At 61.0% G+C, this 14,792-nt stretch carries 15 protein-coding genes; 5 read left to right on the forward strand and 10 right to left on the reverse strand.

What is annotated here, in order from left to right; genetic code table 11:
• Positions 1-3 precede the first annotated feature (3 nt).
• Entirely contained in the window at positions 4-774 is a 771-nt protein-coding gene (locus O6760_RS26745) for a sulfite exporter TauE/SafE family protein (RefSeq protein ID WP_269582697.1), read from the reverse strand.
• Positions 775-804: 30 nt separating this feature from the next.
• Positions 805-1,587, reverse strand: a complete 783-nt coding sequence (locus tag O6760_RS26750) for a substrate-binding periplasmic protein (protein ID WP_269582698.1) — start codon at positions 1,585-1,587, stop codon at positions 805-807.
• 226 nt (positions 1,588-1,813) lie between these two features.
• Between O6760_RS26750 and O6760_RS26755 the strand changes: the two genes are divergently transcribed.
• Complete coding sequence (locus O6760_RS26755; protein ID WP_269582699.1) at positions 1,814-3,028, forward strand: winged helix-turn-helix domain-containing protein; 1,215 nt, start codon at positions 1,814-1,816, stop codon at positions 3,026-3,028.
• A 30-nt stretch (positions 3,029-3,058) separates the two neighbouring features.
• On the opposite strand, the gene O6760_RS26760 is transcribed toward O6760_RS26755, so the two are convergent.
• The 3 genes from O6760_RS26760 to O6760_RS26770 form a co-directional block, all read right to left on the reverse strand.
• Positions 3,059-4,465: a nicotinate phosphoribosyltransferase gene (locus O6760_RS26760; RefSeq protein WP_269582700.1), complete on the reverse strand. Its 1,407-nt coding sequence runs from the start codon at positions 4,463-4,465 to the stop codon at positions 3,059-3,061.
• A 50-nt stretch (positions 4,466-4,515) separates the two neighbouring features.
• On the reverse strand, positions 4,516-5,580 hold the full coding sequence (locus O6760_RS26765) for an NUDIX domain-containing protein (RefSeq protein ID WP_269582701.1): 1,065 nt from the start codon (positions 5,578-5,580) through the stop codon (positions 4,516-4,518).
• A gap of 196 nt (positions 5,581-5,776) precedes the next feature.
• A complete protein-coding gene (locus O6760_RS26770; RefSeq protein ID WP_269582702.1) occupies positions 5,777-6,502 on the reverse strand; it encodes a hypothetical protein in 726 nt (241 codons plus the stop codon).
• 288 nt (positions 6,503-6,790) lie between these two features.
• On the opposite strand from O6760_RS26770, the gene O6760_RS26775 reads away from it, so the two are divergent.
• Positions 6,791-6,994 (forward strand): YgaP family membrane protein, encoded by a 204-nt coding sequence (locus O6760_RS26775; protein WP_269582703.1) that lies wholly within the window; start codon positions 6,791-6,793, stop codon positions 6,992-6,994.
• Between the two features lie 236 nt (positions 6,995-7,230).
• Here the strand turns inward: O6760_RS26775 and tdh are convergent, their stop codons facing one another.
• The 4 genes from tdh to O6760_RS26795 all read right to left on the reverse strand — a co-directional run bounded on the left by tdh (position 7,231) and on the right by O6760_RS26795 (position 11,230).
• Positions 7,231-8,271, reverse strand: coding sequence for an L-threonine 3-dehydrogenase (gene tdh / locus O6760_RS26780; RefSeq protein ID WP_269582704.1), 1,041 nt, complete (start codon positions 8,269-8,271; stop codon positions 7,231-7,233).
• Positions 8,268-9,455 (reverse strand): glycine C-acetyltransferase, encoded by a 1,188-nt coding sequence (locus tag O6760_RS26785; protein ID WP_269582705.1) that lies wholly within the window; start codon positions 9,453-9,455, stop codon positions 8,268-8,270. The genes tdh and O6760_RS26785 overlap by 4 nt, the downstream gene beginning before the upstream one ends.
• A gap of 290 nt (positions 9,456-9,745) precedes the next feature.
• A complete protein-coding gene (locus tag O6760_RS26790; protein ID WP_269582706.1) occupies positions 9,746-10,270 on the reverse strand; it encodes a peptide deformylase in 525 nt (174 codons plus the stop codon).
• Positions 10,271-10,291: 21 nt separating this feature from the next.
• Positions 10,292-11,230 carry an aminotransferase class IV gene (locus tag O6760_RS26795; RefSeq protein ID WP_269582707.1) on the reverse strand — a complete coding sequence of 313 codons (939 nt, stop codon included), beginning with the start codon at positions 11,228-11,230 and terminating at the stop codon, positions 10,292-10,294.
• A 188-nt stretch (positions 11,231-11,418) separates the two neighbouring features.
• On the opposite strand from O6760_RS26795, the gene O6760_RS26800 reads away from it, so the two are divergent.
• Positions 11,419-11,826, forward strand: a complete 408-nt coding sequence (locus tag O6760_RS26800) for an Lrp/AsnC family transcriptional regulator (RefSeq protein WP_269582708.1) — start codon at positions 11,419-11,421, stop codon at positions 11,824-11,826.
• Between the two features lie 48 nt (positions 11,827-11,874).
• Here O6760_RS26800 and O6760_RS26805 read toward each other — a convergent pair whose 3' ends face one another.
• The gene (locus O6760_RS26805) at positions 11,875-12,435 is read right to left on the reverse strand and encodes a helix-turn-helix domain-containing protein (protein WP_269582709.1); all 561 of its coding nucleotides are present in this window, start codon (positions 12,433-12,435) and stop codon (positions 11,875-11,877) included.
• Between the two features lie 127 nt (positions 12,436-12,562).
• Here O6760_RS26805 and O6760_RS26810 point away from each other — a divergent pair, with 127 nt between their 5' ends.
• Positions 12,563-12,931: a hypothetical protein gene (locus O6760_RS26810; protein ID WP_269582710.1), complete on the forward strand. Its 369-nt coding sequence runs from the start codon at positions 12,563-12,565 to the stop codon at positions 12,929-12,931.
• 145 nt (positions 12,932-13,076) lie between these two features.
• Positions 13,077-14,747 (forward strand): formate--tetrahydrofolate ligase, encoded by a 1,671-nt coding sequence (locus O6760_RS26815; protein WP_269582711.1) that lies wholly within the window; start codon positions 13,077-13,079, stop codon positions 14,745-14,747.
• Positions 14,748-14,792: the final 45 nt, after the last annotated feature.

Genomic DNA, 14,792 nt, shown 5'->3' on the forward strand with positions numbered 1-14,792 from the left:
TTTTCAGGAAAATAGACGCCAGAGGCCCAGCGGCACCAGATAGAGGCCCAGTGCCAGGATCGCCGTCAGAACGAGTTTCCGGAAGACCGCTTCAGACACCTGCCGCCGCAGCCTCTGGCCGGTCCACACTCCACTGAGCGCAGGCACAACAAGCGCAAGCGACGCCAGCGCTTCACGGCCGCCAAGCAGGCCGAAACTTCCAAGTGACGCCCCGAGGGCGAGCGTCGACAGAAGAAACAGCAATCCCATGGCCTGGATGAGCTGATCGCGCGAAAGACCCATGGCCTGCAGATACATGACGCCGGGTACGGTGTAGGACCCGGTCAGCCCCGCAAGCACGCCGTTGACCAGACCGACACCCACACCAACGACGACGACCGCGTTTTCAGGCACTGTCAGGACGGCGCCCGCAAGCATCGGCACCGCATAGGCGATCATCAGCACCCCGAGCAGGAGGTCGGCGGCCCCTGCCGGCAATCGCGTCAGGATGAAGGTCCCCACGCCGAGCATCAGCACGGCGCTCAGCAGGAAGGGCCACAAGCGGGGAACAAGCGCCTTCAGATGGCCCCCCATCATTCCCTGCCAGAAATTGGTCAATAACGCCGGCCAGAGAATCAGGACCATGGATTTCTCGACCCCGACAAACACCGTCATCAGTCCAAGCCCGATCGTCGGCAAACCGAATCCGACCAGTCCCTTGACAAAGCCCGCGCACAAAAAAACGACCACGGACACGACAAGCAGGTCCGGGCCGGCAACGAAAAGCTCCGACACGCTTCCCCCGTTCTCCAAGCATCCGATGTTTCAGCCGTCACCTTCGGACAGATCGTAGGTCTTGATCAAGCTGTCGAGTTCACCGTCGTTGATCCGCCGCTGCAGTTCCTCGTTAAAGGAATGCAGCAGGTCTATGCAGGGCGTTGCCCTGGAAAACAGGAAGTGCAGCGTATTGACCGTAGCGGACCACGGCAGCGCCTCGACCAGGTCCTCCGCACCAGCCTCCCGGATCAGCATCAATCCGTCCCGGCGGGCCATCACCAGATAGTCCGCCTTGTTTTCCATGAGAAGGTGCATGTAGGTCCTGAAATCATCGTAAGGCTGACGATCGATCGCAAGATTGTCCGCCGCAAAGGTATCGAACTCCTCGCCGAAGGAAGCCCCGAACGGCGCAATGCCGCGCAAGCCTTTCAGGTCGTCGAGCGACCCCGGCCTGCCGGGGAGACTGTTTCGAACGAAGACGCCGACTTCTTCCTGCATGACGGGATGGCTGTAGCCGAATTTTTCAAGGCGTTCGCCGGTTTTGTAGGCTCCGGCAAGCACATCGATCTGACCGTTTTCCAACAGTGTCAGGACCCTTTTCCAAGGCAGGTCCGGGCCTTCCTCGACCGGCACATCCAGAGTGGACAGGATATCCCGCGCGAGATCCGGAAACACACCGTTGAGGCTGCCCGTAGCGTCCTTTCGCATGGAAACGGGGAACCAGACGCCGGATCCATTGAGCTTCACGGCGGAACAGGGTCCGGTCCCGGCATGCGCTCCCGAGGCCGTGAACAAACCGAACAGGACCACGCCAACCGCTGTAGAAAACAAGATCAATCTATTGGAAAACATCATCTAATCGTGATCTGACAAAGGCGATCGAGATACACCGGCCCAAGTGAACTCCCATTTCCCCGCCCGGTCAATCGCAATCGACCAGCCTCCGCCGGCCCACTTCGTGTCGCTGGTTCTGGCCTGTGCCTCGTCCTCTCGGAAAAAATGACAGGATCAGGCATGATCCATTTTCCCCGGGATCAGGGGATGCTACTGTCCCGCCATGAATGCCCCTTCCCTGCCACGGGTGCAGAACGACCTCGCCCGACGCCTTTTCCTGGACAAACATGGTCTTGCCGCGCCCCCAAAGGGAAGCGGCAAGGGTGACGACCTGCGCGACGTGATCGACGGCATCGGATTTGTCCAGCTGGACAGCATCAATACGGTTGCCCGGGCCCACCACATGATTCTGGCCGCGCGAAGACCGGCCTACAAGGAGAAGAACCTCAAGCTGCTCATGGAGCGGGACCGACATCTGTTCGAGCATTGGACCCACGACGCCTCCGTGATCCCGACGGAGTTCTTCCGCCACTGGCGCCTGCGTTTCCAGCGGGACAAGTCAAATCTCGCCGCAAGGTGGCGCAACTGGCACAAGAACGGATTCGAAGGCAAGATCGACGCCGTTCTCAAGCAAATCGACGACCAGGGGCCGGTGACGTCCGCAACCGTCGGCGAGGACGAGCAACGCAGCAATGGCGGCTGGTGGAACTGGCATCCGTCCAAGGCCGCCCTCGAATTCCTGTGGCGGACCGGCGAGGTCTCCGTCTGCGCGCGGGACAACTTCCAGAAGGTCTACGACCTCACCGAGCGGGTCATTCCGGACCGGCATCTGCACATGCCCCACGACACTGGTGAAACCCTGGACTGGGCGGCACGCTCCGCCCTTGACCGGCTCGGTTTCGCGACCTCAGGTGAGATTGCCGCCTTTTGGGACCTGATCACTCCTGCGGAAGCCAAGGCCTGGTGCCAGACGGCCCTGGCCGAGGGCACCCTCATTGAAATCCTGGTCGACAACATCGACGGCACCGCGCGCAAGGCCTTTGCCTTCCCGGAAACGCTGGACACCCTGGCGACACTGCCCGAACCGCCCTCGCGCGTCAGGATCCTGTCCCCATTCGACCCGGCCTTGCGGGACCGCAAGCGCGCGGAGCGCCTGTTCGGGTTTTCCTATCGCATTGAAATCTTCGTGCCCGAAGCCAAACGCCAATATGGCTACTACGTGTTTCCGGTCATGGAAGGCAGCCGGCTGATCGGGCGGGTCGACATGAAGGCCCTGCGCGGCGAAGACCGCCTGCATGTCCGAGCCTTCTGGCCGGAACCGGGCGTCCGGGAGTCGAAAGGGCGGCTTGCCAGGCTCCAGGCGGAACTGGAACGCTGGGCGCGGTTCTCCGGCTGCGGTGATGTCTCGTTCGAAAAGGACTGGCTGCGGACGGCCTGACGCGGCCGTCCGCCAGTGCGTGCCGGTCCTTCAGGCTGCAGCCTTTTCAGCCAAATGCCGGTTGGCCCGCCCCCTCACCTCATCGAAGCTCCAGTCGGTGATGAGCCGGCCATCGCGGTAGACCACCTTGAGCCGGTCATCGGCCGGGTCGACGCTTTCCAGCCGGGCCGCTTTCAGGTTGCCGTCCCTTTCGATGACCGCCTGACGGCCGGCTTTGGAGGCCTTGCCAGGGTCGGAAGCAGGGTCCTTTGAGACATCCACCCAGGCACCGTCCGCGGTCTTCATGGCGTTGGCCTTCATGGCGAATCGCATGGTGTCCCGGTTGAGCTGCTGCAGCAGCCCGCCGCCCATGCCGAAGGCAATGTTGTCGACGGACCACTTTCGGCGCACCAGTTCGTCCACCAGCTTGCCGATGCTGTCGAGCGTCATGCCGTCTCCCTGGATGACCCGGATGGCTGGATTGAGCACCCGGGCGCCCTTGCTGTTTTCCGCGCCGCCAAAAGAGGACCAGAGGGTCTCCAGCACCTTCAGCGGTGTGGCCACCGGATCACCGCTGTCCGGGCGGATGACCACCGTTGCTCCCGATTGCAGCACCCTCTCCTTCAGGCTTCCGCACCAGATCGCATCAACCGCGTTGTCGATGTCATAGCTGTCGGAGACCACCGCCACGAGTTTGCCCGGTGCAGCGAACTGGGTCAGCATGTTGGCATAAGCTTCCTCTTCACGCTGCGGCCCCCAGCTGGTCATGGTCGAGTGTTCGGCCGCCGGTATGGAGAAACCGGCCATATCCGCGCCATACCAGGTGCTGGCCGCTTCAAGCGCCTCCATGGTGTCGGTGCCGGCGAAATTGACCAGGTGCGCCATGCCGCCAAGCGCTGCGCTCTCGGACGAGGACACGCCCCTTGCGCCGAAATCATGCAACTTGAACGGCACCTGGGCGTCCGGATCGTCCGAAGTGGCCAGAAGACCGCGATAGATGATCTCCTTGCATTTGAGGGACAGGGTCGCGACCGTTGACGGGTACCAGACCGCGCGCAGCAAGGCCGTTTCCACCCAGGTGGTCAGCCATGGCATGCGCTCGTCGGTGTTTTCCACCTGGACCAGCGGCACGCCGCTCGGCGCCAGCGTGCCTTCTGGCAACGCCTTGATCTCGAGCGGAAACAGGCCGCCGTGATCTTCCAGGATCTGCTGCCAGCCCTCCTTGTTGAACGGCACGCCATGGGCCGCGCAGATCTTGCCAGCCTGCGCGATATGCGCTGCCGTGATCGGCGTCAGCAGGACCTTCTTCAGATAGGCCTGCAGTCCGAAGAACAGAACGCCCTCGGAGAAGGTGTTGGGACGTGCCTCGACATAGGCGGAAATCCGTCTTGCCTCAGGCGGGTATTGGCGGAAGTGGGATTGCTTGTAGCTGTCAGTTGCCAGAAGCGGATTTGTCATTGTGAACTCCTCACGTGACAGGTGCTCCACAGGTCTCCCCTGCGGGCGGATTAGAGATCGGCCATCAGATCGATGATGGACCAGTGATCCTCGAAAAATTGCTCCGGCCTCAGATCGCCGAGCCGGTACCAGTTGGCCGCGCGGGCGTCGTCCCCGCCGGTGACCGAGAACAGCTCCCGTCGTTCCGGCAGCCGGAACAGGAAGGCGTGGGTGATGATGCGGCCTCTGAGCGACCGGTCGGGGTGGTCAAACACGCGGGTCCTGGTGCCGTCGATGAACGATGCCAGCATGGCCGGCGGGATTTCACCCTTGTGATCGCTGATCGCCGTTTCTTCCTTCAGTTCCCGGATCACTGCATCACGAATGCTTTCGCGCGGATCGAGAAATCCGCCCGGCAGAGCCAGCAAGCCCCTGCCGGGAACCTGGCCACGCTCGACCAGCAGGATGTTGCCGGACTGGATTACCACGGCATCGACCGTCACGAACGGACCACGGCCCCATTCCTTCGGATAGGCCTCGTGATATTCGGCCTCTTCCAGGAGGTTCCGGAAGGTCTCGCTCAAGGCGAAATCTTCGAGCCAGCCGGCAACCCCGTCCGAAAGGACCGACCGGGAGATCACCGGAATGCGCTGGAACAGCTGCCGGCGTATGTCGGTCGACGAAAAGGTGCCATATTGGCTGGTGAGCTGGACATTGCCCCATTCCGGAAACAGTTTCAGATAGTAGCTGGTGCGGTCCTTGCCGTAGCCGGCCAGCGCGATCCGGATATCGTCGAGACCGTGCAGCACGACCCCGCCCCTGTTGTAATGGGCGAGCACCGTCTCGTTGACGGCACGCTGGACTTCCGCGCACCAGGCCGCGTCCGAATAGGGATGATCTGGCACCGGCTTCAGGATCAGGCGGTCAGTCGCCAGCTCGTGCTTGAACACCTTGGCGAACATCTCGGCGCGTTCGTCGTAAGTGAAGGGGTTGCGCGGTGTGCGTGCCTGGGCGCACGAGCCGATCAGAACGATCAGCGTGTCGACTTCCTTGAGCGCCGCCCGGATGACGGCCTCGTGGCCGATATGCAGCGGCTGGAACCGGCCGACAAAAACGCCGTAGTGAAACTTGGACATTCGAGTCTCCCTCGAATTGATGTGATGTCAGAGCCGAACTCCTCGGCTCCGATACAATCTAATGCTCATATTGAGCATTTTCAATTCGAGAAATACTCATTCTGAGCATTTATCGCATCATGGTTACCGAATGGCAACACAGCGATGCCGCTGTAGGGGTGTATTGGCGTCAGAGACCAGCAACCGGGTGACGCCGTTATCCAAGGACCATCTTTCGGAAGTAGTTTGCCCTGCTCATGTCCCGCAAGGCGTCGAAAAACCGTTCGATGACCGGTTCCGACACCTTGATCGGTGACGGGCCATAGTCTTCGAACTTGTCCGAAAGCGCCTTGTTGACCGCATTGGAGAAGTTTACGTAGTCGATGTGTTCCTTGGGAAACAGCCTTGCGGCATTGCGGACAATGTCCTGAATGGCAGGATCATTGGCAATGGTCACCGCGGTGATTTCGTTGCCATGTGCCTTTGCCAGCTTCCGGTAGGCCTCCGAAAGACTGTCTGTGAACCCGGCATCCGCAGTGCGCGCGATATAGGCACTGAAGGCATGGAGAAACTCGATTTCCCAGGACGCGTCGCTCCTCTTGATCTGCGGTTCGAACACCTTTCGAAGGATGTCGAAGCACAGGAACCTCAGAACCGACATGGCGAAGAAGTCCTTGTTCGCGCCGACAAAGGGCTGACGCTTGTGGATGCGACCGCAGGCTTCGTAGTTCGAGCGGTAGATGTCGAAGAGGCCGGGCGACTCGGCGATAAAGTTGAAGACGGCTGCTATGTCGGTCTTGCTGAGCTTGCCGCCTTTGAGGTCCGCCGCGGACTCCAGGCTGCGGCGCGCAAGGTCAAGCGCCTGCTGCCCGGCGCCGACGCAAATGTGCGGGCCGCTGAGCTTGGGATAGGTAATCGCGTTCTTCTTGTCCGAGGGACGCATCGCCTGCCTCAAATTCCGGATAATTCACGATGCGCCGAATTGGTTTTGAAATGGTAACCGGAGCGCGAGCCGGGAGCGTGAAACCTGCAGGGCGTGCAGGCTTCCTCTCAAACTTGTCGCTCGATTTGCAACACTTCGCTCGAGGCGTCCTTGCTCCGGCATAACACGGAAGACCTGCCGAAATGCCGCAACCCGTCAAGCGATTGTGAAGCTGAAGCCACTGGCGTCACCGACCTAATGGCCGCATAGTTGCCTTGTTTCGCAACCAGTCAATCAAAGGAGATAACCATGACCGTGGAACGGGCCATTCTTCTTGTCGTCGGCGCGCTGGTCCTCGCCTCCGTGCTTCTGGCTGTCTATGTCAATCTCAACTGGCTGTGGCTGACCGGCATTCTCGGTGCCCACCTGATCCAGGCCTCGTTCACCGGCCTCTGCCCGGTGGTTATGATCCTGAAGAAGATGGGCTTGCCGCAAAAGTCGGGTTTTGCATAACAAGACGCTGACAGACTTTACGCCACAGCCTTCCGCGTGGCGATCATGCGTGGTCAAATTTTCCAAGATTGTCATCCCGGCCAAGCGCTGCGCGCGCCGGGACCCGGGATTCCCGGGCGCCCCAACAGGCCTGGGCTTGAGCTAAATATGCAGTTTCCTGGGTCGCCGCTTTCGCGGGATGACAGGGAGTTCATGGGCTGACTCTAAAAAAGCGTCCCGATCACGCCGCCCTTCCCTCAACGCCAGCTCAGTACCACCTTGCCAGCCTCGCCGGATTTCATCGCGGCAAAGCCTTTCTCGAAATCATCGACCCCGAAGCGGTGAGTGATGACATTGCGCACGTCGAGGCCGTTCTGCAGCATGGCGATCATCTTGTACCAGGTCTCGAAGATCTCGCGGCCATAGACCCCCTTGATGGTGATCGCCTTGAAGACGATGCGCGACCAGTCGACCGGTGACTTGCCCGGCGGGATGCCGAGCAGCGCGATCCGGCCGCCCATCACCAGGTTCTCCACCATCTGGTCGAGCGCCACCTGGTTGCCGGACATTTCCAGGCCGACATCGAAGCCTTCCTTCATGCCGAGTTTCTTTTCGATGCCCTTGAGGTCCTGCTCGGCGACGTTTACCGGCAGGACATCGGCAACCCTGGTCGCCAGATCCAGCCGGGCCTGGTTGATGTCGGTGATGACGACGTTGCGCGCGCCGACATGGCGGGCAACCGCAGCCGCCATGATGCCGATCGGGCCGGCACCGGTGATCAGTACATCTTCCCCGACCAGATCGAAACTGAGCGCGGTGTGAACCGCGTTGCCGAGCGGGTCGAGAATGGCGCCGATCTCGTCATCGATCTCGTCCGGCAACGGCACCACGTTGAAGGCCGGCAGGCGCAGATATTCGGCGAAGGCGCCCTGCTCGTTGACGCCGATGCCGCGGGTTTCCGGATCCAGGTGAAATTTTCCGGACCTGGACTGTCGCGAGTGATGGCCGATCAGGTGCCCCTCGCCCGAACAGCGCTGACCGATCTCCAGATCGGTGACATTCCTGCCAAGCTCGACGATCTCGCCGGCGAATTCATGCCCGGTGATCAGCGGCACGGGCACGGTCTTCGCCGCCCAGTCGTCCCAGTTCCAGATGTGAATGTCGGTGCCGCATATGCCGGTCTTGTTGATCCGGATCAGCACGTCGTCCGGCCCGATTTCCGGCACCGGTGCCCGGGTCATCCAGAGGCCTTCCCTCGGCTCGGCCTTGCACAGCGCCTTCATCTGGTTGCTGCTCATGACAGGACTCCCGTCGCCCTGCCGGCCTTTTCGAAGGCTTCCAGCGCCCGGTCCAGGTCCGCGCGTGTCAGAGCCGCGTTCATCTGGGTGCGGATGCGCGCCTGGCCGCGCGGCACCACCGGGAAAAAGAAGCCGGAAACATAGACGCCCTGCTCGAACAGTTCAGCCGCCATGGCCTGGGCCAGTTTCGCCTCGCCCAGCATCACCGGGATGATCGGATGTTCGCCCGGCAGCAGCGTGAAGCCGAGACCTTCAAGGCCTTCGCGCCAGTAGCGGGCGTTGTCGAAAAGGTTCTTGCGCAGGCCGTCGCCCTCCTCCACCAGGCGGATGGCTTCCAGCCCGCTCATGACGACAGCCGGTGGCAGGGAGTTGGAAAAGAGATAGGGCCGTGCCCGCTGGCGCAGGAGATCGATGACCGGCTGCGGACCGGCGACGTACCCGCCGATGCCTCCGCCCAGCGCCTTGCCGAGCGTGCCGGTGAGGATGTCGACATCCACGCCGAAATGGGCGGGCGTGCCTTCACCCTTCGGCCCCATGAAGCCGGTGGCATGGCAATCGTCGACCATCACCACGGCGTCGTATTTTTTTGCCAGCGCCGTGACCTCCGGCAGGTTGGCCAGGTAGCCGTCCATCGAGAAAACGCCGTCGCTGGCAATCATGATATGGCGGGCGCCGGCCTCCCTGGCCTCCTTCAGCTTTGCCTCAAGATCCGCCATGTCGGAATTGGCGTAACGGTAGCGTCTTGCCTTGCACAGGCGGATGCCGTCGATGATCGAGGCATGATTGAGCGCGTCCGATATGATCGCGTCCTCAGGCCCGAGCAGCGGCTCGAACAGACCGCCATTGGCATCGAAACAGGCCGCGAACAGGATGCTGTCGTCCTTGCCGAGAAACCGCGCCAACCGCTGTTCCAGTTCGCGGTGGATGTCCTGGGTTCCGCAGATGAAGCGCACGGAGGCCATGCCGTAGCCCTTGGGGCCCAGCGCCTTGCGGGCAGCCTCTTCCAGGGCCGGATGGTCGGCGAGGCCCAGATAGTTGTTGGCACAAAGATTGATCACCTCGCGGCCGCCGACCGTGATCCTGCCGCCCTGGGGAGAGGTGATCAGCCGCTCCCGCTTGTAAAGTCCCTCGGCCTCGATCTCTTTGAGCGTCTCGGAAATATGGGACAGGAAGGCATCTGACATGAAGCATCCTCCGACAAATTGGATTATTTCTCCACTATATCGGATTTTCGCGTGAATTAAACGACAAATTCTCCAGAATAACGGAAATGCCTACAACGTTTTGTCGGCGTGTTCCCACAAACGATCGACCGGGAGTGACCGCTTCGGGCACATCCTCCGACGTCGCCAATGAACCGCCTGCTCGGCAACGCGAACCATGCAGACGATCGAGACAGGAACAGACTGCGCGCCCCGATCGCCATGTTAACCGTCATAGTATATCCGTGGACAGGCGCTTTCAAAACGGAAGCTCAACGCCTCGTCGTCGCCGGGTGAACCGTACGGCCGGCCATAGCACTCGCCACAATAGCGCCAGGTGCGACCATTCGCTGTGTCATCAGAATTCCATCAAGATGATCAATTTCGTGTTGCACGAGTTCGGAGTGTCCGGGAGAAAGCCTCTCCAGTCTTTGAAGGCGCCCCTCCCGATCGGAGTATTCCATCGTGACCGAAACGCTTCGCGTCACGGCCACACTCGTTCCAGGGAGGCTGAAGCAGTCATCCCAGACGGGCCTGCATTCTTGCGAAGCCCAAACAATCCGGGGATTGAGCGCAACAAAACTTCCCAAGTCGCATTCGAACGCAACCATTCGAAACGAGGAACCGATTTGCGGTGCGGCCAGAGCCCGCCCGAAGCCCAGGGTCTTCCTGAGATGCGTCAATGTCTCCTGCAGATCGTTTGCATCCGTTACCCAGTCAGCCCGATTGGGGTCCACCACATCAGCCACCGCTGTCAGGCGCGGATCACCGAACAAAAGGACATCGCGAACAGCCATTCTTCCGTGCTCCTTTTCGTGTCAGGCCGGGTAAACCACTTCTTCGATGAACCGTGCGTCCTTGTGCCGGAGCCAATAGCTCTTTTTTATGCTCTCGGTGACCGGACCGACTTTGTCCTCTTTCACCGGCTGTCCGTCAATTCGTGTAACCGGCATCACGCCCCCTGCCGTGGAGGTGATGAAGACTTCATCGGAACCGCGCAAGGCGTCCTGGGACAGATCACCCTTGTGGACGCTCATCCCCTGCTCATGACATATCTCGATGACCGTGCGGCGCGTGATACCCTGCAAGACTCCATGGTCCGGCGTCCTCAGGACGCCATCGCGGACGGAAAAGACATTGAACCCCGGACCTTCCGCGATGTTGCCCCCGCCATCCAGCAGCAAGGCGGTTTCGCCGCCCCGGTCGAAAGCATCAAAAAGCCCTCCGACCAGGTCGAGCCAGTGATAGTTTTTGATGCGCGGGTCAACGCTGTCTGGCGGAATTCGCGTTGTGTTCGTGATTGTCACATGTAGCCCGCGCCGCATCTGCTCGTCATTGGCAACCGAACCGTAGGGAACGGCGAAGGCAAGGAACCTGTTCTCGGCGTCTCTTGGATCCCGGCTGAAGTCGCGCGCTGCGCCTCGCGTGCAAATCATTTCCACATAGGCCTTCCGGTGACCTGAAAGCGAGACACAGTTGTGCAGGATCTCACGAATTTCCGCGGCCGGAATGGGCAGCTTCATACGCAGCCGTTCCACGCCTGCCAAAAAGCGTTCAATATGAGCATCCAGACGAAAGAAAGCACCATCCCAAACGTGAACCGTGTCGTAGGTCGCATCGGAGTGCAAGAAGCCGTAGTCGAGTACGGACACCTTTGCCTCTGACACCGGGATATATTGCCCATCCTGCCAGGCGACACCGGCAGGATACGCGTGTGGGTCAGCATATCGGAGGCACAGATCTGGTAAGTTTTTCATCGGACCCTGGTTCCCAATCTTGTTCGACCTGAGCCCACGCTATCTCAATTTCCTGACGCTTTTCGCTCGAAAATTTACGTCCATTCGGCTATTTTGCATCAAATTTGCGAATTTGGAGATGCATTTTGCCCACGCCACTGGACCGAACAGATCGAGACATCTTGACCGTTCTGCAACAGGATGCACGCGTGTCCGCGGACAAACTTGCGGATCGAATCGGTGCTTCGCGTTCGTCGGTTCAAAGGCGACTGAAGCGCCTGAATGAAACCGGTGTCATTGAGCGCGAGGTCGTGCAACTTCGTCCGGATTATGTCGATGCGCGGATGACTTTTGTCGTCGAGGTCGAACTGGAGCGAGAGCGCGTGGACTTGCTGGACGAGTTCAAGCGGTCCGTGATGGCACTGGAGGAAGTTCAGCAATGCTACTACATCACCGGCCATGCCGATTTCATCCTGATCGTGCTGGCCAGGGACATGAAAGACTATGATCGCTTTTCGCGTCAGGTCTTTGTCGAAAACCCCAATATCCGAAGATTTGCCACGTCAGTCGTCGTAGACCGTGTGAAAGTCAGTCTCCGGGTCCCGTTCGACGATTAAGTTCCCCTTCTGAAAAAGACACCAGAAGCAGGCCGAGCGGCAGCACGGTCAGAACTTCACCACGATCAGGATCGCCCGCGCCGGGCCATCAAGGGCGCTAATGCAGTGGGGCACATCGGCAGCATAGCGGGCCGTATCTCCCTTGCCGATGACGCCGGTGGCCACACCGGAAGTGACCTCCAGCCGGCCGTCTTCGGCGATGAGCTGTTCCCTTGTGCCGCGTTCATGCGGCTTGCTCTCCAGACGGCCACCTTCGGCAAAAACCAGCTCATACACCTCGAACCGGCCGGTGTCCTGGGGCGGCGACAGGATGCGGATCTTGCAGCCGTCGCCGGCCCGGTCGAGCGCGGGCGTCTGGTGCTCGTGCAGGATTTCGACCCGGTCCTCCGAGGCCTCCTCTCCCAGCAGTCCGGCGAAGTCGACATCCAGGGCGCGTGTGAGGTTGAGCAGGGTTGCGACGGTCGGATTGGATTCGCCGCGCTCGATCTGGCTGACCATGGACCGGGACACACCAGAGAGCTTCTCGACGGCCTCAAGGGAAAGGCCCTGTGCCCGCCGTGCCTTCTTCAGGCGCTCGGGAAGCCGGGAAAGAATGTCGGAATCTGTCATGACGGAACTAAAATCCGGTCCGCCGGAAATTGCAATTCTTCTTTTGACTTCAGCGGAGCCATGGCAATCTTCCGGGGCTCCGTGAGCCTGAAAAGAATCACACCAGCCGGAGTTGGGGGGAAATCACATGACTGCACTGCCGCGCCTGTTTTTTATTACCGCTGCCGTTTTCGCGCTGATCGGGATGGCCTGGGGCATTCACATGTCGGCCAGCACGGACCACACGCTTGCGCCCGCCCACGGGCACCTCAATCTCATCGGCTTCGTGATGATGTCGGTGTTCGGCACCTATTACGCCCTCGTACCCGGCGCCGCCGGCTCCGGACTGGCAAAGATCCATTACGGAATGAGCGTCCTCACCGTCGTTGTTCTCGTCCCGGGCATCGTGCTGGCGATTACCGGCAGCAGCGAGATTCTCGCCAAGCTCGGCTCGGTTCTGGCGGTCCTCACCATGCTGGTCTTTCTCGTCACCATCCTGAGAAATCGCGCCGACTGATCCTACAGTCGCTTCCGGGGCGCATCCTGTCGCATTCGGAACACCTGAGATACCGCCCTCTCCCATAGCGTTCGGTCAATTGCCGGGGCGCCGAATGGACGCGCGTTCCGGCAGCTGAAATTTGGAAACGCCCCGGAGAAAACCCATGGCCAGCGATATCGAAATTGCCCGTGCAGCCAGCATGAAACCGATTCAGGAAATCGGTGCGCGGCTCAACATTCCCGACGAAGCCCTCCTGCCCTATGGCCGCACCAAGGCCAAGATCTCCGGGGACTATATCGAAGGTCTCAACGGCCGTGACAGCGGCAAGCTGATCCTGGTGACCGCCATCAACCCGACCCCGGCCGGCGAAGGCAAGACCACCACCACCGTCGGCCTCGGCGACGGGCTCAACCGGATCGGCAAGAACGCAATGATCTGCCTGCGCGAACCGTCGCTCGGTCCGTGCTTCGGCATGAAGGGCGGCGCTGCCGGCGGCGGCTATGCCCAGGTCGTGCCGATGGAAGACATCAACCTGCATTTCACCGGTGATTTCCACGCCATCACCTCCGCGCACAACCTGCTCTCCGCGTTGATCGAAAACCACATCTACTGGGGCAACGAACTCGGCATCGACCAGCGCCGTGTCGTCTGGCGCCGCGTGCTCGACATGAACGACCGCGCCCTGCGCGAAATCGTCTGCTCGCTCGGCGGCGTCGCCAACGGCTTCCCGCGTGAAGGCGGATTCGACATCACGGTCGCCTCCGAGATCATGGCGATCCTGTGCCTGGCGACCGACCTCGACGACCTGCAGAAGCGTCTCGGCGACATCATCGTCGCCTACCGCCGCGACCGCACCGCGATCACGGCGCGCGAACTGGAAGCCGACGGCGCGATGACCGTGCTGCTGAAGGAAGCCATGCAGCCGAACCTGGTGCAAACGCTTGAAAACAACCCGGCCTTCATCCATGGCGGTCCGTTCGCCAACATCGCCCATGGCTGCAACTCGGTCGTCGCCACCCAGACGGCCCTGAAGCTGGCCGACTACGTGGTCACCGAAGCCGGCTTCGGCGCGGATCTCGGTGCCGAGAAATTCTTCGACATCAAGTGCCGCAAGGCGGGCCTCAGCCCGGATGCCGTGGTCATCGTCGCCACCATCAAGGCGCTGAAGATGAACGGCGGCATCGCCAAGGAAGATCTCGGCACGGAAAATGTCGACGCCGTGAAGAAGGGATGCGCCAATCTCGGCCGCCATATCGAGAACGTCAAGCAGTTCGGTGTTCCGGCCGTGGTCGCCATCAACCACTTCACCGCGGACACCGAAGCGGAAATCCAGGCGGTCAAGGACTACTGCGCCGAATACGGCGTCGACGCGATCCTAGCCACCCACTGGGCCAACGGCTCGGCAGGCACGGAAGAACTCGCAACCCGGATTGCCGAACTGGCCGAGAGCGGCGCCGCCCAGTTCGCACCGCTCTATGACGACAGCCTGTCGCTGTTCGAGAAGATCGAGACCATCGCCAAGCGCATCTACCGCGCCGACGAGGTGCTCGCCGACAAGTCGGTCCGCGACCAGCTCAAGCGCTGGGAAGAGGACGGTTTCGGCAACCTGCCGGTCTGCATGGCCAAGACCCAGTATTCCTTCACCACCGATCCGCAGCGCCGCGGCGCGCCGACCGGCCACAGCCTGCCCGTGCGCGAAGTGCGCCTGTCGGCCGGCGCCGGCTTCATCGTCGTCATCTGCGGGGAAATCATGACCATGCCCGGCCTGCCCCGGGTGCCGTCGGCCAACCACATCAGGCTGGACGACAAGGGTCAAATCGAAGGGCTGTTCTGATCTCGTCCGGACCGGAACAGCTAACTCGGGCGGATCGCAAGATCC

Origin of the sequence: Roseibium sp. Sym1 (assembly GCF_027359675.1) — a bacterium.
In the GTDB taxonomy this organism is placed as follows: Bacteria; Pseudomonadota; Alphaproteobacteria; order Rhizobiales; family Stappiaceae; genus Roseibium.

What these genes read in the sequence shown, in the direction of transcription:
- O6760_RS26755 (WP_269582699.1), top strand. Translation starts at nt 1,814, where the DNA reads ATGAATGCCCCTTCCCTGCCACGGGTGCAGAACGACCTCGCCCGACGC.
- O6760_RS26760 (WP_269582700.1), bottom strand. Translation starts at nt 4,465, where the DNA reads ATGACAAATCCGCTTCTGGCAACTGACAGCTACAAGCAATCCCACTTC.
- O6760_RS26765 (WP_269582701.1), bottom strand. Translation starts at nt 5,580, where the DNA reads ATGTCCAAGTTTCACTACGGCGTTTTTGTCGGCCGGTTCCAGCCGCTG.
- O6760_RS26770 (WP_269582702.1), bottom strand. Translation starts at nt 6,502, where the DNA reads ATGCGTCCCTCGGACAAGAAGAACGCGATTACCTATCCCAAGCTCAGC.
- O6760_RS26775 (WP_269582703.1), top strand. Translation starts at nt 6,791, where the DNA reads ATGACCGTGGAACGGGCCATTCTTCTTGTCGTCGGCGCGCTGGTCCTC.
- tdh (WP_269582704.1), bottom strand. Translation starts at nt 8,271, where the DNA reads ATGAGCAGCAACCAGATGAAGGCGCTGTGCAAGGCCGAGCCGAGGGAA.
- O6760_RS26785 (WP_269582705.1), bottom strand. Translation starts at nt 9,455, where the DNA reads ATGTCAGATGCCTTCCTGTCCCATATTTCCGAGACGCTCAAAGAGATC.
- O6760_RS26790 (WP_269582706.1), bottom strand. Translation starts at nt 10,270, where the DNA reads ATGGCTGTTCGCGATGTCCTTTTGTTCGGTGATCCGCGCCTGACAGCG.
- O6760_RS26795 (WP_269582707.1), bottom strand. Translation starts at nt 11,230, where the DNA reads ATGAAAAACTTACCAGATCTGTGCCTCCGATATGCTGACCCACACGCG.
- O6760_RS26805 (WP_269582709.1), bottom strand. Translation starts at nt 12,435, where the DNA reads ATGACAGATTCCGACATTCTTTCCCGGCTTCCCGAGCGCCTGAAGAAG.
- O6760_RS26810 (WP_269582710.1), top strand. Translation starts at nt 12,563, where the DNA reads ATGACTGCACTGCCGCGCCTGTTTTTTATTACCGCTGCCGTTTTCGCG.
- O6760_RS26815 (WP_269582711.1), top strand. Translation starts at nt 13,077, where the DNA reads ATGGCCAGCGATATCGAAATTGCCCGTGCAGCCAGCATGAAACCGATT.